The 26,265-nt window shown below is 46.9% G+C and carries 19 protein-coding genes; 4 read left to right on the forward strand and 15 right to left on the reverse strand.

Features of this window, described 5'->3' with window-relative positions; all coding sequences use genetic code 11:
* Window positions 1-70: 70 nt before the first annotated feature.
* Entirely contained in the window at window positions 71-1,483 is a 1,413-nt protein-coding gene (locus NST33_RS30530; RefSeq protein WP_221820089.1) for a DKNYY domain-containing protein, read from the reverse strand.
* Between the two features lie 245 nt (window positions 1,484-1,728).
* Here NST33_RS30530 and NST33_RS30535 point away from each other — a divergent pair, with 245 nt between their 5' ends.
* Window positions 1,729-3,597, forward strand: a complete 1,869-nt coding sequence (locus tag NST33_RS30535; protein WP_221820090.1) for an AbfB domain-containing protein — start codon at window positions 1,729-1,731, stop codon at window positions 3,595-3,597.
* 163 nt (window positions 3,598-3,760) lie between these two features.
* Here the strand turns inward: NST33_RS30535 and NST33_RS30540 are convergent, their stop codons facing one another.
* The 6 genes from NST33_RS30540 to NST33_RS30565 all read right to left on the reverse strand — a co-directional run bounded on the left by NST33_RS30540 (window position 3,761) and on the right by NST33_RS30565 (window position 16,468).
* Window positions 3,761-3,910: a hypothetical protein gene (locus NST33_RS30540; RefSeq protein ID WP_221820092.1), complete on the reverse strand. Its 150-nt coding sequence runs from the start codon at window positions 3,908-3,910 to the stop codon at window positions 3,761-3,763.
* 221 nt (window positions 3,911-4,131) lie between these two features.
* Entirely contained in the window at window positions 4,132-11,178 is a 7,047-nt protein-coding gene (locus NST33_RS30545) for an InlB B-repeat-containing protein (RefSeq protein WP_339306233.1), read from the reverse strand.
* 452 nt (window positions 11,179-11,630) lie between these two features.
* Window positions 11,631-12,440 (reverse strand): septum site-determining protein MinD, encoded by an 810-nt coding sequence (gene minD, locus NST33_RS30550; protein ID WP_221820105.1) that lies wholly within the window; start codon window positions 12,438-12,440, stop codon window positions 11,631-11,633.
* A gap of 314 nt (window positions 12,441-12,754) precedes the next feature.
* Window positions 12,755-13,453, reverse strand: a complete 699-nt coding sequence (locus tag NST33_RS30555; RefSeq protein WP_221820107.1) for a response regulator transcription factor — start codon at window positions 13,451-13,453, stop codon at window positions 12,755-12,757.
* 4 nt (window positions 13,454-13,457) lie between these two features.
* Window positions 13,458-15,608, reverse strand: coding sequence for an ATP-binding protein (locus NST33_RS30560; RefSeq protein WP_221820109.1), 2,151 nt, complete (start codon window positions 15,606-15,608; stop codon window positions 13,458-13,460).
* Between the two features lie 266 nt (window positions 15,609-15,874).
* Window positions 15,875-16,468 (reverse strand): hypothetical protein, encoded by a 594-nt coding sequence (locus NST33_RS30565; protein ID WP_221820111.1) that lies wholly within the window; start codon window positions 16,466-16,468, stop codon window positions 15,875-15,877.
* 268 nt (window positions 16,469-16,736) lie between these two features.
* On the opposite strand from NST33_RS30565, the gene NST33_RS30570 reads away from it, so the two are divergent.
* On the forward strand, window positions 16,737-17,597 hold the full coding sequence (locus NST33_RS30570; protein WP_221820113.1) for a GNAT family N-acetyltransferase: 861 nt from the start codon (window positions 16,737-16,739) through the stop codon (window positions 17,595-17,597).
* Window positions 17,598-17,648: 51 nt separating this feature from the next.
* Here the strand turns inward: NST33_RS30570 and NST33_RS30575 are convergent, their stop codons facing one another.
* The 4 genes from NST33_RS30575 to NST33_RS30590 form a co-directional block, all read right to left on the reverse strand.
* Window positions 17,649-18,194 (reverse strand): hypothetical protein, encoded by a 546-nt coding sequence (locus NST33_RS30575; RefSeq protein WP_221820115.1) that lies wholly within the window; start codon window positions 18,192-18,194, stop codon window positions 17,649-17,651.
* A gap of 194 nt (window positions 18,195-18,388) precedes the next feature.
* A complete protein-coding gene (locus tag NST33_RS30580) occupies window positions 18,389-18,658 on the reverse strand; it encodes a CD3324 family protein (protein WP_221820118.1) in 270 nt (89 codons plus the stop codon).
* Between the two features lie 271 nt (window positions 18,659-18,929).
* On the reverse strand, window positions 18,930-19,856 hold the full coding sequence (locus NST33_RS30585; RefSeq protein WP_221820119.1) for an oxidoreductase: 927 nt from the start codon (window positions 19,854-19,856) through the stop codon (window positions 18,930-18,932).
* A 60-nt stretch (window positions 19,857-19,916) separates the two neighbouring features.
* Window positions 19,917-20,825 carry a YafY family protein gene (locus NST33_RS30590; protein WP_221820121.1) on the reverse strand — a complete coding sequence of 303 codons (909 nt, stop codon included), beginning with the start codon at window positions 20,823-20,825 and terminating at the stop codon, window positions 19,917-19,919.
* 69 nt (window positions 20,826-20,894) lie between these two features.
* On the opposite strand from NST33_RS30590, the gene NST33_RS30595 reads away from it, so the two are divergent.
* A complete protein-coding gene (locus NST33_RS30595) occupies window positions 20,895-21,461 on the forward strand; it encodes a dihydrofolate reductase family protein (protein ID WP_221820122.1) in 567 nt (188 codons plus the stop codon).
* Between the two features lie 117 nt (window positions 21,462-21,578).
* Here NST33_RS30595 and NST33_RS30600 read toward each other — a convergent pair whose 3' ends face one another.
* Both NST33_RS30600 and NST33_RS30605 read right to left on the reverse strand, forming a co-directional pair.
* Complete coding sequence (locus NST33_RS30600) at window positions 21,579-22,703, reverse strand: SGNH/GDSL hydrolase family protein (RefSeq protein WP_339306237.1); 1,125 nt, start codon at window positions 22,701-22,703, stop codon at window positions 21,579-21,581.
* A gap of 64 nt (window positions 22,704-22,767) precedes the next feature.
* On the reverse strand, window positions 22,768-23,136 hold the full coding sequence (locus NST33_RS30605) for a DUF4180 domain-containing protein (RefSeq protein ID WP_339306239.1): 369 nt from the start codon (window positions 23,134-23,136) through the stop codon (window positions 22,768-22,770).
* 212 nt (window positions 23,137-23,348) lie between these two features.
* Here NST33_RS30605 and NST33_RS30610 point away from each other — a divergent pair, with 212 nt between their 5' ends.
* The gene (locus NST33_RS30610; protein WP_339180703.1) at window positions 23,349-23,966 is read left to right on the forward strand and encodes an NUDIX hydrolase; all 618 of its coding nucleotides are present in this window, start codon (window positions 23,349-23,351) and stop codon (window positions 23,964-23,966) included.
* Window positions 23,967-24,074: 108 nt separating this feature from the next.
* On the opposite strand, the gene NST33_RS30615 is transcribed toward NST33_RS30610, so the two are convergent.
* Complete coding sequence (locus NST33_RS30615) at window positions 24,075-24,968, reverse strand: response regulator (RefSeq protein WP_339306241.1); 894 nt, start codon at window positions 24,966-24,968, stop codon at window positions 24,075-24,077.
* On the reverse strand, window positions 24,940-26,259 hold the full coding sequence (locus tag NST33_RS30620; RefSeq protein ID WP_339306243.1) for an ATP-binding protein: 1,320 nt from the start codon (window positions 26,257-26,259) through the stop codon (window positions 24,940-24,942). The genes NST33_RS30615 and NST33_RS30620 overlap by 29 nt, the downstream gene beginning before the upstream one ends.
* Window positions 26,260-26,265: the final 6 nt, after the last annotated feature.

Here is a 26,265-nt window from a genome sequence, read left to right on the forward strand (position 1 = left end):
TACGGTCAAATAAATAGAAATTCAAACAGGGATAGTGGACTCTTTTCTAAGTCTGCTATCCCTGTTTTCATTACCTCTTCTTTTTCCGCACTGTACCGCCTTCCACCGTATACCGAAAGAGCGCATCTTCGGCGCCCCCGATATCATCCGTAACCTGAAACGTTGCTACATCTCCCGACTTATAAACCCCACCCGTCACAAAACTGAACACCACACGCTCATCTTTACCCCAATATTGATTCAGCATGACAAATGTACTACCGCTCACACCCTTTACCGTGCGGTTGCCATTGGCATTATATAGACCATTCTGATCCATTGCCCAACTCTGGGGATCAGCATCGAATAGATGTGTAAAGCTGGCTCGATCGATATGTTTATTTGGTTTACCCCATAGATACACACGATTGGCATCCACCGCCCAACTGCCGGAAGGTGTTATTAACTCAAACGTTGCAGCATCAGCTCCCTTGATGATCTGAAGCACATCGTCTGGATGACCGAAAGGCTGACTTGTCCGAACAACCTCGGCACGATACACATGTTGCTGATCCATGGAAAGTCCAAGATGCTCCGTCCCGGCAAACGCTACAAATTGCCGAGCATCTGCCTCGTCGACACGGTAACCGTTGTAATACACGTGTTTGCCATCACGTCCAAAAGGTCCACCTAGTGACTGGAACGTATCCGGGTCTGCTCCTTGTACAGTACGCCACTGAAAATAAACACGTTTTCGGTCCCGTGCAAACTGCTCATCCAGCGGTTCACAGGTAGACCTGTCTGCTCCACGAACAAGGTTGAATACCTCTTTTGCTTCTCGATGAGCCGTACCGCCCCATTCGGTTTTATAAAAAATAGACGACTCTGTCTCATACCAATTCCCTGTGATCTGCGTAGCGCCCTCTGCACTGTGGGCATAATGCGCATGCCACCAGCCATGTACGTCGGGATGATGTTCTTGCAACCATGCCCTCACCTCATCCTTTTCCCCATTCGCGTAACGAAGAGAGCTGGACAGATGGAACAGATGGTCCTGGTCGGTGCAATAGTCGTGATGAGCAATCACAGAGTTCGTATCGATATCCTCAAATAGATGAAAATGCGTGCTGCTCTTTACATATAAATAACGTTGGTCCTGAGCAAAGTAGGGCGTATCCGGCAATAGCCGAAAGTTGCTCGGATCAGAGTCAGGCATGGCCCGATCTTCCAGATAGACGTACTGAGAGTCGCAGCAGTAATCTTCATCGATCACACGAAAAGCTTCCGTATCCCAACTGAACAAACTCGCCTTGTTCTTACGGGCATTGAACCACCATATTCCCTGACGATCACGTAGATAGGCGAAGGTCAACCATCCCTTTTGATAAGTAGAGATGACTTCAAAATCCTGAGTAGTAATGCCTCCCTTAATCGGAGTGCTCGTTCTATCCTCGTCATTATGCAATATCACCTGAAGGTCTTCATCTACAATAAACTTGTTCATGACGGTTCACCCTCCAACCATGATGTGAATTCAGTCTAGCTTTATTTTAACGTGTGTACCTGATCCTCTCTACATCATCGTACTTGATATTTAGGAACATTTCCTCCGCTCTCACCGCTCAGCCACGATGAAATGAAGGTTTGTTCAGCAATGGATGGATTGTTCACTTGAAAAAGAGTCTGACCCAACTACAATATAAATGAAAGCGCTACATTTAATCTGATATCTTTCGGGAGGTGTATGTAATGGGTAACAGGAAAGCCGTCTGGTTTCTGGTCTTTGCACTCACGTTCACCCTGTTTGGACTTCATCCTGAACGGACAAGCGCAGCAAGTGTCACAATAACCAACGGTACCGATTGGCTCGATACCGCAGGCAACCCCATCCATGCGAATAGTGGCAACATTCTGCAGGTAGGCTCGACGTATTATCTGTACGGTGAACATGCGGTGGGCGGCAGGTTTGACAGCGTGAACGTCTACACCTCCACTGATCTGAAGAACTGGACTTTCAGCAATGCCATCCTGACGAAAGATTCCGCAACCGAGCTGGCCTCCAGTAAGATCGAACGCCCCAAAGTCATCTATAACGCCTCCACCAATCAGTATGTGCTCTGGGCACACTATGAGAACGGTACAGACTACAACCTCGGGCGTGTAGCGGTCGCAACAAGCAATACCCCGAATGGCAAATTCACCTATGAGGGCAGCTTCCGCCCGCTGAATTATGAATCCCGTGACATGACCGTCTTTGTTGATACAGATGGCACAGGTTATCTGGTTACTGCTTCCCGCAAAAATGGCGGTGCCAATGATACGATGGCTATTTTTAAAATGAATGCAAGTTACACCGGAATACAGTCCTTCGAGGGCTGGCTGTTCGAGAACGCCTACCGTGAAGCACCTGCTGTTGTGAAAAAAGGAAACCGTTACTACCTCTTCACCTCTCAAGCCGCTGGCTGGTATCCGAATCAGGGCGCTTATGCTACAGCAACTTCCATGACGGGTCCATGGGCTGCGCTTACGCCATATGGCAATCCATCTGCCTTCGGTTCGCAGATTCACGATATTGCCACGATTACAGGCAGCAACACCACATCCTTCATCTACATGGCGGATCGCTGGAATCCGATGAACCTCGGAGAGCACAAACATATCTGGCTGCCACTAACCTTGAATGATTCGAACGGAACCGCATCACTGGAGTGGTATACAACGTGGAATATCGACGCAGTAACGGGTGCGGTAACACCGCCTGCTCTCGTCAATCATGCACAAGGCAAAACAGCTACCGCCAGCTCCACAGCCTCCGGCTCGTCTGCATCCAACGTCAATGATGGCAACTACCAGACTTCATGGGTGGCTTCCTCCAATAGCTGGCCTGCCTGGTGGCAGGTGGACTTCGGCGCACCGAAGACGATCAACGAGATCGACACGTCCTGGTTTATGTATAAAGGTTCCGAAGGATACTACAAATACAAAATTGAAATTAGCAACGATGGTGTCAATTACTCCACCTTGGATCGCACCAACAATCTGACCTATGGCTTTACAACAGATGCTGTGCATTTCACAGCCCGTTATGTACGGATTAATATGGTGAACGCGGTCTTGTGGAATAATCCGGGTAACTGGTACACCCCAACCCTGCACGAGGTCAAAATGTTGGGTCCTGCAACACCGGAAGCCACAGGTTACAGTCGGTTCAGTTCACACAACATTCCGGATCGATACATCCGTCATGCCAATTACACTGCTCGCGTGGATGCCAACGTCTCCCCTGTTCTGGATTCCCAGTTCCGCGTCGTACCGGGTCTTGCCAGCTCCACGGGAATTTCACTGGAGTCCATCAACTTCCCGGGTTACTTTTTGAAGCGCAACACCAGCAATAAAATTGTACTTGAAGCTTATGCCGACACCTCCGCCTATAAGGGAGATGCTACGTTCCTAAGCAGTCCAGGTTGGGCTGACAGCACCAAAGTATCCCTTCAATCGTATAGTCAGCCTGGACATTACATCCGGCATTATGATTACGTATTACAACTCGATGCCATCAATGCATCCAGCAGTTCAACGGTGAAGAGTGATGCCACGTTTGGGCGAACCAATTTCTAAACAAATGAATTACAGATGAGGATTTAGCCACCTACATCTACAATTTAAATTTCAGAGAAAGGCCGCTTTTTCAGGAGTCACAACTGAAGAAGCGGTTCTTTCTGCTGCACTATTTTAGATATAGATTACGTAACCCTATCTCAGACTGAAAATATAGATTTAATTAGCGCGTAATCGCCAGCCAGCTCTCCATGGATATTTTATAACGACCGGCATATGCCTCTGCATTCACCCGTATATGCTCTACTTTTCCAAGAACCAGATGATCGCTGCATCGACTCCACCAACGAAGCCGGAACCATATTGATGACAAATTCCCCCGTCTCTCGAATATTGAGGAGCGTGTCCTTCAAGATACCTTGGATGGAACATAATAAGCGTCAAAAGTTTGGTTCGAACCGCAGACTTGCCAGCTTGCACATTTCAGTTACATTGTGCTTTCCGACGCTTTTCCCTCGCCTTGCTAACGCAAAAAAAAGAGCCTGCTCCCTTCGGAAGTAGACTCTTCTTATACTTTTTGATTAACATCTTACACTATTGCAACTTATGTTTCCTCACAACTATTTTTCCTGAAACTTCCTCTCTATAAATCATATACAGGTTGCCGTCTTTACCCCTAGCGAAACTCAAAGTGAGCGGACTAGCTATGGAAAAACCTTCTTCGCCAACTTTGATCCACGCACTTTCGTACTTCACTACGGTTGCCAGTTTCTCATTTGATCGATCATCATAAGAAACATAAGGAACACCGTAGTCGTCAACAGCGAGTCTTAACCTTCTATAATCGGACGTCGGTACCCTGCCCTCACCGACCTTTTCCCAATCCGTCCCGTTGTAGCTCGTCAGAACCCAAGAGCCAGGCGTTGAGTAAAGGACATAGGGCACGCCATCAGGAGCAACCGCAAACTCTGCTGGTTCCACAAGAGCTCTTACTTCTACGAGACCCAAGTTGCCGATATGCTCCCAAGCTTCATTCTCATATTTCGAAACTGTGATACGTGAACCTCGTCCGTTTATAGCAGGATTCCCTCTATCGATAAATTCGGACACATCGTTCATTACATATGGGATATTGTTTCTATCAAATTGGATAACTGGATTAAGCGCCTTCCCGCCAAGACTATCGCCGCCAGTTACGGAAACCCAACTATTCCCTTCGTATTTAACCACTCTCATTTCATACTTATTGCTGCTAATTAAATGATTATAAACCAGATAAAGCACGTTATTTTGGTCAAACGCAATATTTGAACCTTCCCCCGGAAGAGATCCGTTGCGGGCTATATCTTCCCACTCCGTGCCGTTATACTTCTGCACATATACGCCTTCGCCGCTGGACGAAGTCTGGTAAAGATTGTCCTCATTGTCAAAGACAAACCGCGTATAGCTCAACTTGTCACCCGTGCCTTGGTAGATGTTCTTCCACACGCCTCCTTCATATTTGTCCAGGCGCAGGTCATTCGATCGATAAGAAGCATACACCGTACCCTCACTGTCGGTTAACACTTGATAAGTTGTACTGCCTTCTAACAAACCACCTACGTTGAACCACGGTGTCACTGACCATTTTGCGTACAAGGTAAGGGATGCCGTCACTTCCGTGTCGAAATCATAAGCTTGCGTTCCGGCAATGTCGCTGTACCAACCATCGAACTTATAACCCTCCCATGTTGGCGTAGTCGGTACTATCGCTTTGCCGCCGGGGCTTACCATTTGGTTCTCTACATCCGACCCGCCGTTGCTGTCGAAGCTCACCGTGAGCTTGTTGGATGTCCACTTCGCGTATAATGTTAAGTTATTCGTCACTGGTGTCGTGAAGCTGTAAGCCTCGATCAGACCTGCATCACTGTACCAGCCGTTAAAAATATACCCTTCCTTTGTTGGAGCGGCTGGCTCTGTAGCTGTTCCGTTGTATTCCACCGTCTGGTCATCAACCACCGAACCTTCATTGCTGTCAAAGGTCACTGTATAGATCGCTGTCCATTTTGCGTACAACGTGATGTTTGTCGTCACCGATGTTGTGAAGCTGTAAGCTTGCGTACCGGCAAGGTCGCTGTACCAACCGCTGAACACATAGCCTTCGCGTATCGGTGCGGTAGGTTCTATAACCGTATCGCCCTCGTTCACGGACTGGCTGCTCACCAATGATCCGCCATTACTGCTGAAGTTCACAGTATAGCTGTTCTTCGTCCACTTCGCGTAGAGCGTTATATCTTCCATAACTCCTGCTGTAAAACCATAAGCAATCGTCAAGTCTATATCGCTGTACCAACCGTTAAACGTATAGCCTCCCCGTAAAGGAACGCCAGGAGCGGAAGCCACAGCGCCTTCGTTCACCGTTTTGGCATCTACGATCGACCCACCATTACTCTCAAAAGTCACCGTATAGGTATTCGGCACATAAACCGTCCACTTTGCGTACAACGTAAGATCCGTCGTCACTACTGCTGTTGTGAAGTCGTAAGGGGTGATCAGATCAATGTCGCTGTACCAACCACTGAATACGTAACCTTCGCGCTCCGGAGCGACTGGAGCTTCAGCCCTAGACCCTTCGTTCACCATCTGGCTCGTTACTATTGAGCCTTCGTTACTCTCGAAGCTCACCGTATAACGGAGCAGCCACTTCGCGTACAATGTAAGATCACCCGTCACCGGTGCCGCGAAGTCGTAGAGAGTCGTCAGGTCGCTGCCGCTGTACCAACCGCCGAAGACATAACCTTCATTTGTCGGTTCAACCGGTGTGCTGACCAAACTGCCATACCCTACCGTCTGGTTCTCCACTTCTTCCGCTCCGCCATTGCTGTTGAAGCTCACCGTATAAGCGTTCGTCGTCCACTGCGCGGTGAACATAATGCTTTCCCCAGGCATGGTTGTCGGAGGAGTTGGTGACCATCCTGTGAAGACATGCCCCTGCCAGATCGGTGTGCCCAGATAGAGCTGCGTCGTCGCTCCAAATGGAACTTCTACAACTTTGGTCTCTTGGCCGGAACCATTGTAATCGACCGTCAATGTATGAGCATCACGCTTATAATACAGCTTCAGAACCGTTTTTCCATTGCCGGTTATCTGACTTGTTAACACCGTTCCGGGAATATTTTCATCCAGTTTAAACCCAGCATAGGACCTTGGAGTTATATTCGTCAGATTGGCTTCTGTATCGGTAGCTCCGCGATACGTTTCCGTATCTGCCACCGTATAGGTGTCACTCGCCATATTCTGCTTCAAATACACGACTTGGTAAGGCGTATCTTCTTTGGCTGTCCATATTGCGGTATACTCCGTATTCGAAGTCGGCATCACGCTTGGCGCCTCCGGCGACCAACCGGCAAACGCATAACCCGGTCTTGTCGGCACCGGTATACGCCCCTCGATATTTCGGCCGGACGGTTCGGTTAAGGTGCTGCGCGGAGAGCCCGGATAGCTCAAATTAAAAGTGATAGTCGGACTCGTCGGATAATACTCAACCCTTACGACCGTCGAACCATCCCCCTTGATCAGGCGTCCGTATATTTCTCCGTTCGCATAACCTCGATCCTTGTATCGGTCAGAGTTGATGCGAATCTCCGTATCGGTCGTTCCTGTCAACAGTTCCTTATAATCCGGCGTAGTCGAAATCGACTTTCTTGTATTCGGGTCTATCAAATAATGCTCCACTGTATATGGCGTATTCTGGTTCGCTGTCCAGTGCGCATACAGTTGGTAATCATCCTTAGGCATGCGGCTCGGAATCGTTACCTTTGTTCCCCCTGTAGCTGCCGTATACCATCCGTCAAATGTATAGCCCGGATAGACCGGAGTAGGCACATTAACCGTTGCATTATAAACAAATGGAAGAACCTGAGTCGCGTTGCCGTTTCGTGGATCCAACTGGAGGATATATTCACCCTCCGTAACGCGCCACGTCAACGGTATCGTGCGCTTGAGCGTACGAGACGTGAATGAAAGCGGCGATCCTTTCCAAGTGATGACCAGATTACCCTTACTTACCGGAAGGCTGGTATTCACTACTTCGACCTTATTCGTACCCAAGTTATACCTGAAATTCGCATTGTCTACGTATATATCGAACCTTGAAGCACCAAACGCTTGAGTATCGGTATCGCCTGTTTTCAAATCGAACATACTCATCGAGAGCATCGACTGCGGTACATCAAGGGATGCCGCAACACCTGCCAGACCAAGCAAAAGATTCTTATCCTGCGGATAAGCGAAGTCGGAGACGTTGTATTGTTCACCAATCGTATATAGTGGCCACTCTTCATCAACCAGCCCCACGCTGCCCGAGAGCGCTCCATCACCCAACTGGGCACCGAGTTCGACCTCCAAATAGATACCGATCTCAACAAACAGAGCACCTAAAGACTTTGTAGATCTTACCCCGTTTGTATTTGTCAACTGATAGTAGAAGTAACCCCATAGATTGATATACACACCAGGTTCTACGGCAAGTCCAATACTATTTAATTTGACACTGCCAATCCCCGCTTTGACCTCCATATGAATGCCGGCTCGCAACCCGAGCGTCCCCATCACATAGAAGGTGAACTGGTAATCGCCGTCTCCCGGCAAGCTGACCGTATTGCTCGTACCACTAAAACTTAACACACGCAAGGTCACCGAGTAGCGCTTCGCCATCTTGTAGTAGAAATCTGCACCCATCGTTAAGTTAACCTGAGCACTGACTACAAACTCTGCTTCAAATTTGACTTCTACAATCCCGTAAGCCACGCGCACACTTTTTTCAAAGAGCTCTTTCTTGACCAAAGGAACCCATTCCGTATCTTGCTCCAACATCTCTTGGTACTGTTCTTTCAATTCCTCCGTATCCACAGAGGTACCTTGTACACCATCCATAGATGCTTTGATCTGTGTGGCGATGTCCTGTATCTGACCTAACCTGCCAGCTTTTTTCTCTCCGGCCCAGTTATTCAGTGCAGCCTGCAACTTATCGTGTTCAATGAGGGCCATCTCTGCTGTAATATTAAGCCCGGTATAGCTATAGGCATCCAGATTGGCAGTGATCACATAATCGTCGATGCTATACCAGTAAGGGATTCCCCACTTTTTCAGCCAATGCCCTTGCATATCACCATTAATGCCGAGATCCAGGCTCATTTCTTGAACGAATGTACTAGTCATATGGATAACCAGATCGCTGTCTTCATTAATATTCACGACGATATCGGCGCCAACTTGCAGTGTGGCGCTGACGCCGGAACTTCGGCCGTTAATATTCTTCAGTTTCGTCCCGAGTGAGGCAACGACCGTCAGGTTCTCTACGCTCACCCGGCTACTTTTGCCCGAAGCCAGGGAAGACTGAGCCTTGATCTGCTGAATTTCTTTCAAATCCTTGATATCCTTCGTTTCCATAGCTAGATCGGATAGATAATCTGCGGCTTGATCGACGAATCCGCTGTCTCTCGCTTGCTGCTCGATCTGCTCTTCAAGCTCCGCGATCTGCTCTTCCGATAACAGATCTTCGCCGTCAATTGCTTGCTTCTGATAGATGTTGAAGACATTCTCAATATCTTCAATCGTGGCGTCAGTATATTCGATGACGTCCATCTCAGCTTCAGGCGTAATCGAAGTGATACGTCCGTACCCAACGGTCTCAAAACCTGTTTCGGCGCCGAATTCACCTTTATAGAACCCGATAAAATCACCCACATCCACCGTGGTTAACTCATCCAAGCCGAAAGGCTCATACATGCTGTCGCTGTAGTTCATCTTGGTATGCTCAACTGTGATGGAGTTGTTGTTCGGATTTCCATCTGTGTCCGCTTGCTCACTCACCGGCAGAACATCCGCCTTGAGCAACACTTGCTTGATATCCGCATGATCGTAGGTATAGGTGCTTCCGTCTACCGCCGTAATCTGGACATAGGCCACATCGCCGTCGTCAGCGTCGGTGGTTTCTAACGTGCGTTGATCGGGACGAACCCCTTGATAGATGGCGACTGTATTGCCGACTTGAATCACGGTGCTGCCGGAATACACGAACGTTCCACTGCTCGCATTCGCCTCGGCAAGCGCATTTTCGCTACCGCCCACCGTCGTGGCAACTACCGAAATCGCTGGTGAACCCACCTCTGTGCCATTCAGCATCATATCCGTGACATCCGTGTACGGAAGGTAGATCATGTTCGGGTTCAGCGGAATGTCTAAAACCTCTTGCTTAGCGACACTAAACACGTAGATGCTTGTCGTCTCGTCTTGTCCTTGGAAGGACAACTTGTCATCCGTCAATGTAAGTTGATACGTATTACCTTCGACGAATTTTCCGTTTTCGGCTGCAGACGCTACCGTGAAGGCCCCGTTCCCGCCAGTGACGGTAATACCTGCGAAGTCGGGATTCGCCGTGTCTGTGAACGTCATACCCGCTTGGACCTCAGGTACTGTCAGATTGCCTGATGCATCGTGTACTGCAATCGTGAAGTCCGGTGCCACATCCAGCACCGAATAGCTTGGTGTGCTCTGTACGGCATTATCTATGCTATCTGTATACTTCGCATACAACTTCGTATCCGCACTTATCGCACTATCCTCTGCAAAGATGAGCGAGAAATCGCTATCTGTAAACCATCCTTGGAATATATATCCTTCTTTTGTTGGAGCCGGCAGGTTATTTAGCACCTGGCCTTTTCGTACCGTCTGCGCAGCAATCGCCGTGCCTCCGTTGCTCTCAAACGTGAGCGTATACGTAGTGGAACCCGTGCCGGGGTTACCCCCGTTATCTCCAGGCGTTCCTCCACCACTATTACCGCCGGGTGACGGCGTTGGCGTTGATGTCACCGGCGATGTCGGTGTTGGTGTCACCGGTTGTGCCGGTGTTGGTGTAGGCGTAACCGGCGTTTGATTCTGATTTTTCCACGCCTCTACAACCGCGTTGTTGCGCATGAAGAGAACCGCTGCTTCCGCGCGAGTCGCTTGCACAAGCGGGTTGAAGTTACCCTTTTCATCCCCGGTGAACACCCCGGCTTGCCACAGCTTGATGACCGCGCCAGCCGCCCAAGGCGATACATCCGCGAGATCGCCCGGCTCTGTCGTGACCGGATTTTCGGTCTGATAAGGAATCTGTTCGCTTTCGAAATATCGCAACGTCATCGTTGCCATCTGCTCCCGGGATACAGTGGCATTCGGCGAGTATTTTCCTCCGCCCGTACCGTCGGTAATTCCTTCCTTAACTGCCCATTCGACATATGGGGCATACCAACTGCCCGCTTGTACATCAGCAAAGCTAGAAGTAGAATAAGCTCCTGTATCTACCCCAGCCATTCGTCCGAGCGCTGTCACATACATGGCACGCGTCATCGTCCCTTTTGGCGAGAAGGTGCTGGCAGTCGTGCCACTAAATATCCCCTTCTCCTGCACCTGGATGACCGCATCGTGGAACCAGTCCGTCGGACTCACATCCTGGAACCCACTGGATTTGGTTACTGCTGTCTGCTGCATCGGCAGTTCAGCCGCTGCCGCCGACTGCGCCGGAAATACGGGCACAGCAGACACTATTAAGCTGATAACCAGCATCCACAATAGAATCTGTGAGCTCAACTTCCACAACCGTTTTGTTGCTTTCTTCACAATCATTCATCCCTTCTATGTATAAAACTAAAGAACCGACTTTCTAGAACCTGACAAAGAGCAGATTCATCATGGTTAAAGACACTTTCGTTAGGCAAAACTCAATACTCTTCTTGCTAACAACCGCAATGTAATGGATGCAGATTGGCTAATTCTATCGATTTTTCTCCTCGAATTCTATCATGCTAAATGAGCCGCTTGTGAATTATAAAGAAAACTTTAAGTAAGCAACAACTTGCAAGCGAGAACATCATCAACCAGCATCCTCGTAAATGTCTAAACTGGGAATCTGCTCAAGAAACCTTCATGGAAGCACTGTCTCACTCGGCTGGACAATCCGTCATATTAAAAAGGATGGGCAATAGGAGACTCCCCCTTGCCCAACCTCGGTATGCTAGTCTGTAATTCATTTTAGATGATTCGCGTCTAAACAATTCATATACCAAATTCGACTATATCGAACTACTCTCCCCCCAGCGCAGTCTTTGAGAAAGCGAAAAAATACTTCTATGCTTCTTGGATTTTAATGAGATAAAAGGCTCCTGCTGATTCTTCGCCACATTGTGGGCGATGTGCCGGAAGCGCAGTCCGTTTTCAAGCTCGGGATCAAGCGCAATCGGGATTCCTTTATGTACGGAACGTATAACTTCTACATCGCTATAGATCACGCCAATCACACCAATATTGAGAATATCAATGATATCCTCCATCTTTACCGTTGTCGAAGGGGTTTCCTGTCCGTCGGCCATATTAATGATGAGCTGTGGAGGAGCCGGAATCCTATCTTCTAATAATCCGATTACACGATCCGCGTCCTGAAGCGACGTACGATGAGGCGTAGTAACGACAATAGCCTCATCTGCCGCTAAAGATGTATTCCAGAATCCATTTTCAATGCCTGCCGGCGAATCGATCAGCACATAATCATAACCCTGGGCTATTTGCTGCACAACCTTGCGAAACACTTGCGGATCATCGTGATGCATCACGTCGTTACTACAGGAGATAAAGAACAAAGTGCTGATTCGCTTGTCTTTGACGATTACTTGATGCAAAGCACAACGACCGGTCAGGAAATCGGAAATATGATAGTTTACCCTATTGCTCAAACCAAGCGGGATATCCAGATTTCTCAATCCAAAATCAGCGTCAATCAGGCAAACCCTGTTCCCCGATAAGGCAAGGGCAGTCCCCAGATTAGCCGTCACCGTCGTCTTGCCAACTCCACCTTTCCCTGATGTGATACATATAACTCGTGCCATTGGAGCCACTTCCTTCTTTAAGTACTAATGCGGGACAGCATGACAACTATTTCTTCACGTGTAATCGTTATATTGGACACTGTGATTTTATCATGGTGGATTAGCCTATTTGAGAAACCTAAAGAAAACTTTAAAATCGTGCTCACAATGCAAATCATTTTGAAGAGGATGGAAAAGCGCAGACTGGTGTTGAGGAATTCAATATCTTGAGTCGATTACGAAGCTAGTGGAAAGAACAAAAAATGGGCCAATAGCGTCAGTTACTGCTCCAACGCCATTTACCCATTTATAATAGACTACCCTTACTGCTATATTCATGCTTGTGATGTACTGTTAGAAACCAGCATATATCCGCTCCCCCGAACCGTAATGATTCGCTCGGGGTCGGCAGGGTCAGACTCAATTTTTTTGCGTAAATTACTGATATGTACAGCAACCGTTCTTGTATCCTCCAGACTTTCCATTCCCCAGATGATTTGAAACAACGTATCGACACTGACGACACGATTTACGTTTTGTGCCATATAGGACAGCAGACTGAATTCTTTTTTCGATAAAGAGATAGGCATACTCCCCATGTTGACGGACTGCGTGTAGAAATCCAGTGTCAAACCCGGTAACTCCAGCAGTTGTTCCCTTCTGCCCGTTGCTACTCTGCGAAGGTGCGCCTTGATCTTGGCCATGAGCACTCCCGGACTGAACGGCTTGGTCACATAATCGTCGCCACCATAGGATAATGCGCTAATTTTTATTTCGTCTTCCTCTTGACTGCTCAGAAACACAATCGGCGCACTGGTGAGATTACGCGCATTCCTGCACCAGTCAATGCCGTTTTCATTAGCCAGCAATATATCCAGTACAATCAAATCGGGCTCGAACGATGCAAGCAGTTCCATCGCTTCTGTCCCGCTATGACTGCAGGTGGAGATAAACCCCTCCCGTTCGCAATACACCTGAACAATCTCGCATATATGAGGATCATCATCGACGATCATTATTTTGTGAGTGTCCATCCCATCATCCCCTTCCTTCATTGCCGATACAAGGAAGCGTTACATAGAAAGTCGCCCCCATCTTACCGTCGCTCTCCGCTCGAACTGTCCCTCCTTGTGCGAGTACGATTTCTCTGCAAATCGCTAGCCCTAGCCCACTGCCTTCTATTCCATTCCCCAAGCCCGGCCGATCGTATCTGTAATTACGTTCGAAGATTTGCTCAAGCTGATCCGGAGGAATACCCATGCCAGAATCCTGTATGCTAATGATCGCATGGCGAGTATGATTTATCTCTTCCACAGCTAGTGCAATACGCACCAGCCCTCCCCTGGAGGTGAACTTCATAGCGTTCGACACTAGGTTAAATAAGGCCTGCTCTATTCTTTTCGCATCCATCTCGACAACTGGCAAAATAGTTCGTCTATCCTCGGTATCTCCGATATCCAGTATGAAGTCTAATCCTGCGTCGCGCACTACCAACTCATATTGTTCAAAAAAACCATGCAAGAAAGGAATCATCTGAACCGGCTCCATTCGGTACGAGACCTGTCCGGTCTCCAAATGAGACAAGAAGGTCAGCTCCTCGATCATACGGTTAATCCTTATCGTGTTCTCCCGGATGTACTTCAGATATTGCTCATTACGTTCCGGCTTGACCCTGTCCTGTATAGCTTCTACATATCCAAGCATGCTGGACAGCGGCATACGCAGATCATGCGTAATGTAGGCAAGAAGCTTCTTCCTCCCTTGCTCGGAGTGAAGCAACCGGTCATACGAAGTGCGGAGATCATCATGAGCTGTAGATAAGGCCTGAGTTCGCTCCTGCACGGTCCGTTCCAGATTCATATTCATTTCGATCAGCTTGTCGTTAACGTCCTGCAACTCACGTGATATTTTCTCCTCATTGGATGCTGTCCTCGTAAATCTCGAAGAAAGCAGAACCATCTGTGCCATCGTAAATATCAATAAGCCAAGCGGGGATGTATTTCCGATCAGCGACCAACCGTTGTAATATAAAAAATCGTTGACAACCGTGACCAAAGTAACCACCGACACCAGCAGGAAGATCAGCGCTCCCTCCATACGTCGCACAGCCGCCTGAACCAGCCCGATCATCAGATAAATCATATGTAGAACTACCATCACACCGATTACCAGCAAAAATTTTGTATATATAATTGCAGGGGTTACCACTACAAGGATACAGAATGCACCAGTTACGATCCGGGTGCCAAGACGAAACCATCGCGACACATAATTCGGAAAAATACAATCAAAATACATGGTGATGATATAACCGCTGAGGCAAAGAATCAGATATTCGATCTTGAACTGCGATTCCCAAGGAAAATGAGGCAACCATTGTGTAAAGATAAGTTCGCCGTTGAACAAGGATCGAATACCAAGCAGTACAGTAAACAGGCCAAAATATAATGGAGCTTTATCCTTACGTCGCAGCATGAACAACAGCAGATTATACAAACCGATCACTAGCAAACTTGCCGTGATGAACATATCCCTGGCAAGATTCAGATTGGTCTTGGTCGTTAGTACGTCACTGCCACCCAGCTCGATATCCTTGGTAATGCCGCCCCGATGATGTTGGAAGTTGGATACTTGCATGACCAGCTCTAACGTGTCGCTTTCAGGCTGAAAATACACCAGCTTTGTTTCCAGATGCGGGGTCACGTGGTTCTTGTCCTGACCTACCTCACCAACTTCCGCCAGCAGCTCGCCATTCACCCATAATTTGTACGCATGAAAAATGCTGGGCAGCCGCAGAGTAAGCCGCTCGTTTCGATCCTGCTCGCTTAGTTTAATCATCAGTCGATAGGTTGTATAGCCTGTACCACTCAGCCGCTGACCTTCTAACGGATAGCCTAGCCAGGAGCTCGGGATGCTGATCCAGTGGTCCTGATTTCCTTCCCTTGCCGAACGAACCCGTATGTCCTCAGGCGACAGTAGCTCTTGCCAGTAGAACGACCACTCCCCTGTTAACTTTTGCGGATTCGTACTGAGCTGAACCTGCCTTAAATCCAGAATACCTTTTTCACTTTGGAACTTAGGAGAGTCCGGCTCAGAGAGGACGACATAGCCTGCAACCAAGCCAACAATAACGGCAACAACGATATAAAACCACACCTTACGAGAACCGACTCGGAGAATTCCCCTCATGATGAATCCAACCCCAATCTCTAAAAGCGCAATAAGTAAGTTTATTTATCCAAATGATATCATCATTACAGGAGAATGTACCCTGCAAATTTCTAGGAAGAGACAAGAACAATCATCACGATGAAGCCCTTTTGACGACGCACGCTTAGCTGGACACACCCACAAAAAAGTACGCACTTTGAAGTGCGTACTTTTTTGAAGGAGCTTATTCGTAATGGACAATTCAAGTACAACCCCATGTGCCAGAATCACAGACACTTCATGAACTATAAAGAACTATTAATGATGTCTGCGAATGCATCCCTGTTGTACGTATCATCCTGAATGCGCCATTCGCCCTGATCCTGCAAAAAGGTGATATCGCCCGATAGCGGAATGGACTTGAACTCTTTGCCATCCTTATCCGTAAATTTCAGATCAAGCGTGTATTCCACCAGAATCCAGTCGCTCTTGCTATCTTTGATCTTGGTTTGTATATTTTCAGGATGCAGCTTCGCTTGTTCGATGTGTGCAACCTGAAGAGGCAAGACAATATATCGATTAGCCATGTAAGCCTCATAATTCCTGGAGGTCAGGAATGGCTTCATCGTCTCTCCTTTGGCCAATAACCCTTCCATCTCTAACGTATCCTCATAGTCCTTGCCATCCACAGTGAGTTCTGTTGTCTTATACTCCAGTGACATTTCGAGCGCTTGTTGCTGCTCCTCCGCAGTCGCCTTCTGGTCCCCCGTATCACTTGGCTGTTCCGTTGCTGGTGGAGTGACGGGTTCCGTGCTTTCCGCTGGTTCAGATGATGTACATCCCATTAACATGGCGGCGGAAAGAAATAATATACCCATCACATATGCCAACTTGCGCATGGTTAATCCCTCCCTTTCTCGTCAGTATTACTCTCAATTATCCCTTCAATAGGATATAATGTCCAGTTATTGGGCGCATCTGAACAGACACCCAGTGAATTACATCCATTGGGTGTCATCTTCATCATAGATTGTGTTATAGTCATCGGGAAGTGATTTGGAGGAGATAATAATGATGATCAAAATTACAAATGGACCAACTCTCGAAGGACAGCGCCTGCGGGTCCAATAACTGCGTGTTTCCTTCAACAATGAAGGTGTGAAAGCTATGTCAACTTATCAAGTCGTTCCTATGATCTATAATTCCAAGGAACAGATTGATGCTATTATTTTGCTCGAACAACAATGTAAACAGCTTGATTCGATTTATCTCAAGGCGGACCTTGACCATATCAGCAAAAAAGACGGGGACCATGCACTCCTCTGTTATCGTGATGGTGAATTGGTCGGACTTCTCAGTTGGTACCCTTCGGATGACGTAACCGGAAATATTAATGCCATCGTACATCCGCATTTTCGTCGCCAAGGTGTGTTTCTCCACTTACTGAAACGAGCCCTCCTAGACATGCAACCACAGGGAATCAACCAACTCAGTTATCGCGTTCCTCAGGGATTATCTCCGGGTGTTCATACTGCCCAATCCCTCGGAGCCATTTATGATCGTGCGGAGTACTCGATGCAACTTGTGAATGAGGTCCTTTCGGTTGTGGAGCCTCCTGAACTAACGTTGTCCTTGGCAGAAGCCGAGGATATGGAGTTTATGGTCACTTGCTCCTCCCAAGCCTTTGGAGATTCGGAGGACTGGACACGCGAGTACTTTATGCAAACAAATGAACCCAGCCGAGTCACCTATATTGCATGGCAGAATCAACTGCCTGTTGGGCTGGTACGGGTCAACTCCATTAATGCAACAACCGCATTTATTCATAACTTCTGTATCTTGCCTGCTTATCAGGGACAGAAACTGGGGCGCACTGCGCTTAGCATCCTGGTTGATCTCCTAAGGAAACAAAATTACACAGATATCCGCCTGTCTGTGGTTACCGAGAACAAACGCGCTTTGAATCTGTACCGCAGTGTTGGTTTTGAAGTAAATTCTGAGTATCACTATTTCAACGGTAGTTTATAAAAGGCAGTGGAGAGAGATATCGTTTTCCGCAAAGGGAGACGGTCTCTCTTTTTATATATTGGAGAATTGAAAAATCAATTTATAACCATCGAACGTTTGCCCGTACATCTCCCGATAGTTACCTTTGGTATAATTATTCACTGTTTTCCGCCAGAAAGATTGGCCAATCTTATTTTTCTCCGATGGATTGGTGAACAACTCCCAGTTTCCTATAAACATTCCGAAGATCGTCGATGCCGCGTGTTCAGCAACGCCTACACCTCGAAACGGCTGCATCAGAAAGAAGTCATGTACAAAGAAATTCGTGCCTTGTGAACAATATGGCGGAGTAGCTATGAACGCAAAACCTGCCGGTATGCCATCCACAATCATGAGGAACGGATAAAGACACTCCGGTTTTTCCCACCATATGTTCTGGACGTTATACTGATCCTGCAAAGTTATATAATCAGGACTTGGCTCAAAAATGCCATGTTCGTTCGGAGTATGCTCTCCACCCAGACCATAATGTCCGGATAGATCATGAAGGTATAGCGGGTACATATTTTTAATCACATACGCCTCGTCTTTATTCGTTAATTTCACTTCTATATTCATATTATTCATATTCACCAACCTTACCAGATGATTTAAGGAGTTATTTTCAAGAACTCTCAACGCATATCCTTGTACCGTCAAATGAATTGTACGCGTAATTAACAACCTCGAATATGTAAAAAAGCTTTAATAACTATTCTTTATTCTTACAGGAAAAAGCCACATTCGATTGCTCGAACATGGCTTTTATAGTTTCATCCCTTTTTGCAATACACAATTTTCTTGATGCTATCGATGGATAAACAGTATTGGTCCGCAAGCTTATCGATGGTTGTTCCGGCAGCAAAAAGCTGGCGGATCTCGTCGTTCCGCTCCCTGACAATCCTTCTGCCACCCGAATTCTCGCCCCACTTCTTGTGGGCATCCTTGGGCCTCGGAATATAGATCAAGCCACCAGAGATATGACGCTGTATTTCTTTGAGTAATTCTTCCGGGAAGATTGTATCCGCATTAATATATTTCACGTTGCTCCACTCCTTAAAAGTTAAAATCTTTAAGGCAGCAGAGTCGTACAATGAACACATTGGATATGCACTACAATGATATGGCGGAAAAGAATTTCAAGCTCTATGCAAACAACCGCCGTTGTTCATCACATGGACTCTGCATAGAGCGGGTCGTTAAATTTATTATGAATCGAATCATGGTAGCCCCCCATTCAGTTAATCTTATTCGTGCTGAAGAACTTTTAACTGTCTATACCATAATAAGGTTTACTTTCCCTAATGGCAAAATCTACACGTCGAATCTGTAATATACCCCTGTTAATTCTTCTGATACGCTCCATAGCTTGTTTGAAATGTTAGCGTCATATAATTTTTCGATGATCTTAGCGCTCTTGGGATAGCCCTTAGTGCCGCCCATACCGCTGGGAGCAATATACTCCCCTCCCGTGATCGTCGGATCTGCTGCAGCATATAAGGTAGGTAATGCCCCCATATGTGCCGGTTGACTAATGATTTTCAAAAGACTGCGCATGAATATATTGGTCTGTTTCCCCGAACCAAAGGAAAATAGATTGGTATGCGAAATCCCTGGATGAGCGGCGATACTCATGGAATCAATATGGGCGGAATTAAATTTATTCTGCAGCTCTCTCGCAAACATCAGATTGGCTAGCTTGCTTTGACTGTAGAACTTCATGGGATTATATCCTTTGGAGCCATCTAAATTATTAAAATCAATCGCACCATTATGAGCTGCCATACTACTTACAGTGACAACTCTCGATTTCGGAGTAGAGATCAATCGAGGCAATAGTAGACCCGTAAGCGCAAAATGGCCTAGATGATTACTACCAAACTGTAATTCAAAGCCATCTTTCGTCAACTGGAAAGGAGGGTTCATAATTCCTGCATTATTAACGAGAATGGACAAAGAATCGTATTGCTCAAGAAAAGCGGCTGCGAACTTACGGATACTAGCTAAATCGCTAAGGTCGAGCTGCATAACGATTACCTCTCCAGCTACATGCACAGACGACTTTATTTTATTAGTTGCCTTTTCACCTTTTTCCATATTACGAACTGCAAGGATAACTTTTGCGCCTTTTTCAGCTAACGCTAATGCCGTTTCATACCCTAACCCGCCGTTCGAACCTGTCACAATCACTACTTTATCGGATACAGTCGGGATGATGTCTTTAGTCCAAACTTCGCTCATTTGTCTACACACCTTTCTTATCTCTTCCTTGATACCCTAATATCCAGCGTTTGAAAGCTCTTATCCCCCACCATACTGGCTTAAACTCCGTTCCAGCATCCCTCTAACCTGCTGCTGCAGTTCGAGCGGAGACACCACCTTCACTTCCGGCCCATAGGAGAGTAACTTTCGTGCTGTAAAAGAAAACTCTTCAGGCGGAATCAGTCCGCGCCACTCATGGCCTTCAACTGACTTGAACAACACATCTGACGCAGCAATCCTTGCTCCAAATTCCGTGAATTGCAGCACCACTTCTACGCTTGCTCTATCTTCTTTGGCAGCTAGCCATGCCTTTAGACTTGGAACAGATTTATCCACTGATTCCATAACAACCAACTGCTGCATGCGATCCACCCGATACAACAATACACGATCCTTATTCCGGGCTGGCATGTACCAATGTCCCTGCTCATAGTAGATGCCATAGGGAAAGACCTGTACTTTTTTAGGACCACTGCGGGCATGATACATAAATTCCATTTCTCTCTTTTCTACCGCTGCACCCAATATCGCTGTTGTTAAAGGCTCGGAATGCCCACCGGGGTGCTGGACAAAGGTGATATGCTCTCTCATTCGCATAATGAGATCCTGTACATCTTTGGGTAAAGTAGAGAAGTATTGCTCAGCCAGATGCTCACGCATTGATCCATATGGAAAATCCGGTACTTGCTGTAGATATTCCAGCATCATAAACAGCCCTAATGCCTCCTGCTGTGTCAGTTGAAGGGGTGGCAAAATCCGATTGGGCAACACCTGGTATCCTCCGTTCACGCCAACTTCTGTGTACAAGGGAAAACCCAGCGCCTGCAATGCATCCAGATCGCGCTGGATCGTACGAACCGAAACGTCGAACCGTTCTGCCAGTTCCCGTGCAGTGAACTTCTGTCTGGAATCCATCAGGCGCATGATAGCCAGTTTCCGATGATTCATTTATTCAACATCCTAACTACGTCAACTTTTGTCATAGTTAAAGTGTATCATACATTGTAGAAGGGAGCGATGAACATGTCTGATAACAAAACAATTTTGTACATTGCTATGAGTTTGGATGGATATATCGCAAGACTGGATGGTTCGGTCGATTGGTTATTTGATGTGGAGGGTGATGGTGGAGACAACGGGTATGCTGCCTTTTATGAAACGATCGGTAGCGTTGTTATGGGACGTTATACGTATGAAGAGGTGCTCACACTTTCCGAAGAATTTCCCTATGCGGATCGGCTAACATATGTGCTTTCTCGCTCGGAACAGCCGCCCGCTCCGCATGTACAGTTTACAACCGAGACGGTAGATACGCTCATTCCCCGGTTAAAACAAACTTCCGATGGAGATGTGTGGATTGTGGGTGGCGGCATATTGGTTCAAGCTGTGTTAGCAAAAAAATTACTGGACGAGATTGAAGTCGCCATCATTCCCAAGATTCTTGGCGAAGGCATCCCCTTATTCCCGACAGGCACTGTGCTCAGCCAATTCAAAATGGTCCGGACCCAGACGCTCGGACAGATCATTTCGATTCGTTATGAGGTACAGAACAGCGGCCCAGCGGACACAATTTCGAATGTCTAGATAAGTAGAAAGGGAAAAGACCATTCTTATGATGAAGGGACCTCATCAAGTTAGACACAATCTAACCATTGGGGTAAATTTCATGAAAGAGTGGTCTTTCCATTACCCTGTTTCAAGTTATCCTATCAGTCCTCGTACATATTCCGCTAACACCTCTGCCGTCCTACGGTGAGATAACTCGCCTGGATGGGTGCGCCCCCCTACCGTCTCTTCGGTTGTATCGGGAAGCTGGATAATCGTAACCTTACGATCCCCTGTCCCCTTTGTATACGCATCAACCGCGCGGTAGATGGCAGGCATCATGGGAAAACCAAGCATGCCATAAGCCCATACGAGTTGTGCATCCGGATTGTTTTTCCGAAGTTTGAACAGGAACTGTTCCACCGCTTTCTCAAAAGCAGCCAGATCTTCTTCATGATACGTACCATCTTCGTTCAAACGCTGCTTGTACACCTTGCCCGTGTCGGGGTCTTTCCACTCAGGTGACTGAAAGGCGCCCCCATCATTGCTACCCAGATTCACGACTACCACATCCGGCTGCCAGGAACTAAAATCATGCTGATCTCCTGCGCCTAGCGCATCGTTACGTTCACCAGTAAGCAAGCCACAGACCTTTTCGTAATACTCGGGGATGTTCCCTTTTGGATTGTTATCCCAACTTGTCAGCACACCCCAGCCACTTTGCGAGATGACCCGATACTCCGCATTCAATGCCTCTGCTGTCATAAACGTATAATTATGTATGGCGCTGAACCACATCGGAATCCAATCTTCCTCCGCTTTCGCTCCAATCGCACCTTCGCCAGATGTAATACTGTCACCAATGAACTCGATCTTGTACGGTTGTTCCTGCACAGGCAGGAACGCTCCATCCGATTTCAACGCATGAATCTGCAAGGCACAACCCGGGTCACCACTCATCGCTTGAACATCTTTGACGATCCGTACATTCTTCACCACATCTGCGTTCATACCTCGGAATACACAGACCCAGTACCTTCCCGCCGTTAACATCTGTCTGCTCACCGGAACACCGTTGATCAGAATGCTGATCCATGACTCATACATGTCATACTGCGACTCTACCTCAACCCATAGTTCGGAGCCCCGTACATTAAGTTCAACTGCACTCCCCGTCCAAAATAACGTCAACGGCGATCGCTCTCCAGTTGTTCTGCCATGCACTTTAAGATTTCCGATCTCAGGCAGAGCATATACCTTTAAATTCTCATTAGATATCACGGTGCAAACCTCCTACGTTTGGCTCAGATTATAAGCAGGCTCTCTACATGCCTCGGATGTACGCTTAACTGATATTATGCAACTTTTGAAGCGCTTCCTCTTTGTTTTTCAAAAAGAAAACATGCTTGCCATTGTTGCACTCATAGATAAAATCTCTCAAGCTCTTGCTGTTATGCCCATCGAAATCTCCCACAATAGCAAGCTTAACATGATAGTTTACGTATTTCTGCAAAATCTCACCTGCAAGCTTGGTTTTCAGTTCGAAGAACTCTTCCGTGATGTTGGATTTGTTGATAATGAGTTTATCGGCATCATCGCTATACCTTACCGAAGCCATCAAATCCAGTGCATCTTGAGCATTGTTGATGACGATGCCATCACTTTCAATAATGGCGACCTTGGAATTGCCTTGCTGATCAATGGTTATGTTCATTTCACTTTCTCCTCCTCTGAACATCGTTTCTTTATAATATCTCGTAGTTTTATAATAAAAAGCAATAATCGTAGAGTGCGTTCAATCATTAGCGTGATTAATTAACTTCGAGTTGTCCTTTCTTAGTAGTTATAGACTGTAATTCATATGATATAATGGGGTTATTTCCTAACTAAACTAAATCTCGTGACTTGCGAAGAAAAGAGGTGTCCATGGACACAAAGTGGCTAGAATGGGCAAAACAGATTCAAGCTATCTCACAAACAGGTTTAACCTATGCCAAGGATGTTTATGATATCGAGCGATATGAGGAATTGAGGCGCATTAGTATTGATATCTTAAGTAACTATACTTCTGTTAACAAAGAGAAAATATCACTTACATTTGCAAGTGATTCAGGTTACGCAACGCCTAAAGTCGATATTCGCGGTGTTGTTTTCAGGGAAAACAAAGTGCTTTTGGTTCGAGAGAAAATAGATGGCGCATGGGCATTACCAGGGGGATGGAGTGACATCGGCCTATCACCATCAGAAGTAGCTGTGAAAGAAATTAAAGAAGAATCCGGTTTTGATGTTGTGCCGATGCGGTTGTTAGCAGTATTGGACAAAAAATTCCATGGACACCCACCTGAGCCTTATCACGTATATAAGATGTTTATCCGCTGTGACATTGTGGGAGGGCATGCGGAAACAGGTGTAGAAACCAGCGCAGTTGATTTTTTTGCTATCGACGCTTTACCTGAATTATCATTGGAAAGAAATACGCTGGAACAAATTAAAATCATGTTCGAATTTCTTGAACAACCAGATAAAGAAGTCATTCTGGATTAAAATAATAACCCCTTCGGCTTGCCCGTCTTTGGTAAAGTGACCTCGACACCGCCGATGGTCACCTTCCCGGGTTTTCATATCCTCCAACAGACAGAGGCATATGATGCCTCAATTATTCATCTTTTCAAGCGTCTCCATATAGAACACATGCAGGAACTTTTTGATATTAACCTTGCCTTTGTCGCCTGCCTGATCTTCTTCCATGGCTCTCATCTTCATTCGAACATCCTGGAAGTCGAAGTACAGGGGAGCATAGTGCTCAAACTTGTGGTTGCTATAATCGTTGAGTCCAATCGAGGCCATGTTTGTTAACGCGGCAATTACCGTTCTGCGAATGCGCTGTTCCATCGCCTTGCTCTCTTTCTCGACGTCTTTGGGCGTGGACTTATACGTCTGGGCCACCGCTTCATAGGACTCCTTCAGTGGCGGCCACTCTGCGACCTGCTTCTGATCAATCGCATACTCCATGAGCGCAATGATGTCCTTGCTACCACTTTCTCCGATGATCCCCAGATCCATTAGAATGCTTCTTGCCGCATCTCGCACCGTACGACCTTGGGCAGGGGCCGGCGCTTCCACCAGATTCAATCGAGCCATCGACTGCTTGATCTCCAGCACGTATCGTTCATACTTCCACTGGTCATTCACTTTGCTGAGCACATGCTCCACTTCCACCCGATTAATCGGTTTATGAATGAAGAATTCAATGCCGTTCTGGTAGGCCTCCCCTACCATCTCCTTGTTCTCCACCTGAGAGATCATGATGAATTTACCGGTATAACCGCATTGCTTCAGCTTCGCTACCGTCTCAATTCCATCCTGATCCGGCATCAGCAGATCAATCAACACCACATCAGGACGCAGATCCATGATCATCCGTGCGCCTTCTATGCCACCCTCAGCCATGCCCGCAAGCTCGCCGATACCACAGGATTCAATGATATCATGCATCATGCTCCGACTTACCACATCATCATCCACGATCATGATAGAAAGTGTCATCGACATCGGCCCCCTTTATTAAATTCATCTTGGGAATAGCTATACGAAATGTAGTCCCTCTCACTCCCAGAGGCGCCGATTCCACTGTGATCTGTCCCGTCAACGACTGAACGATATCACGTACATGGGACAGGCCAATGCCTGTCGCGGCAATACCAACTTCATTGAACTTCGTTGTGTAGCCCGGTTCAAAGATGATATCCCGTTTGGCTTCGGGTACGCCTTTTCCAGAATCCATCACAACGAAATGCACGTTTTCTTCCTGCTCATATATACGAATTCGAATCGTCCCATCATGCTCAATCGCTTCTACCGCATTGGCAATCAGGTTATTCATCACCGTGAGAAGAGGAATGTAATACGGAGACTCACAATCATACTGTTGCTCAATATCGATCTCGACCTGCTTATGCAGCATTTCGCTATATTTTCGGTTTGCTTTACTGGCAAAGTTCAGCACTTCAGACAGGCTCATGTTGACTGCTTTTTCATTATCATACAGCTTCAGCAGACCTGCCAGAATGCGTTGTGAATCCTTCTTCACTTCATGAATCTGCTGAGCGATGCCCAGGGTGCGCTGACTGTATTGATTCATGTCCTGCTCCCGGAGATCGCGATATAGATCATAGCTGTCAGCTGTAATGCCTTCGATCGTATTCATCGCTTTCTTCAGGTAAAAGACCTCGCCATACAGACCTGAGTTCACACTCAGCATCTGCTCCATCCGCTTCTCCTGCTCTGCATGTAAGAGCCTCATCTGCCTCACCGCAATGCTGTTATATAGCCCAATCACAAAGTAACTTCGCAGACCACCTACCACAAGAAGATACAACCATTCCTTCATATAAAAGATATTGGTCCCGCTTAACATTCCGCGAAAAAGCAGCTCAACAAGATTAGAGGAGAAATCGATACATGTGATTAACCCGCCGAGCAGAAGAGGCTGCATCTCATGGAATCGATGCTTGAACTTGCTAAGCCCATAGGCAAAGACCACATAATACACACCTGCCCCCAGATTGTCCCGCATGCTTTCCAGTATGGACACGCTCTGTACATGATTGATGAGATCTGCTGACTGAAACAGCAAATTCGCGATGCCTGTCAGGATTCCTGTCTTCACATAAGACAAGTGTGGCATGATCATCAGCAGAAATAAAAGGATGCTAACCCCCAGCCCGATTCGGAAGTAATCTTCCCGGAACGGATTTATCTTGAATTGTGCCCCTACCGCAGTGGTAAAGGCAATGGCCGTCATCTGCACATTCTCATTTTTGACCCAATTGCGCATCGATCT

Origin of the sequence: Paenibacillus sp. FSL L8-0435, from assembly GCF_037965655.1 — a bacterium.
Classification (GTDB): domain Bacteria; phylum Bacillota; class Bacilli; order Paenibacillales; family Paenibacillaceae; genus Paenibacillus.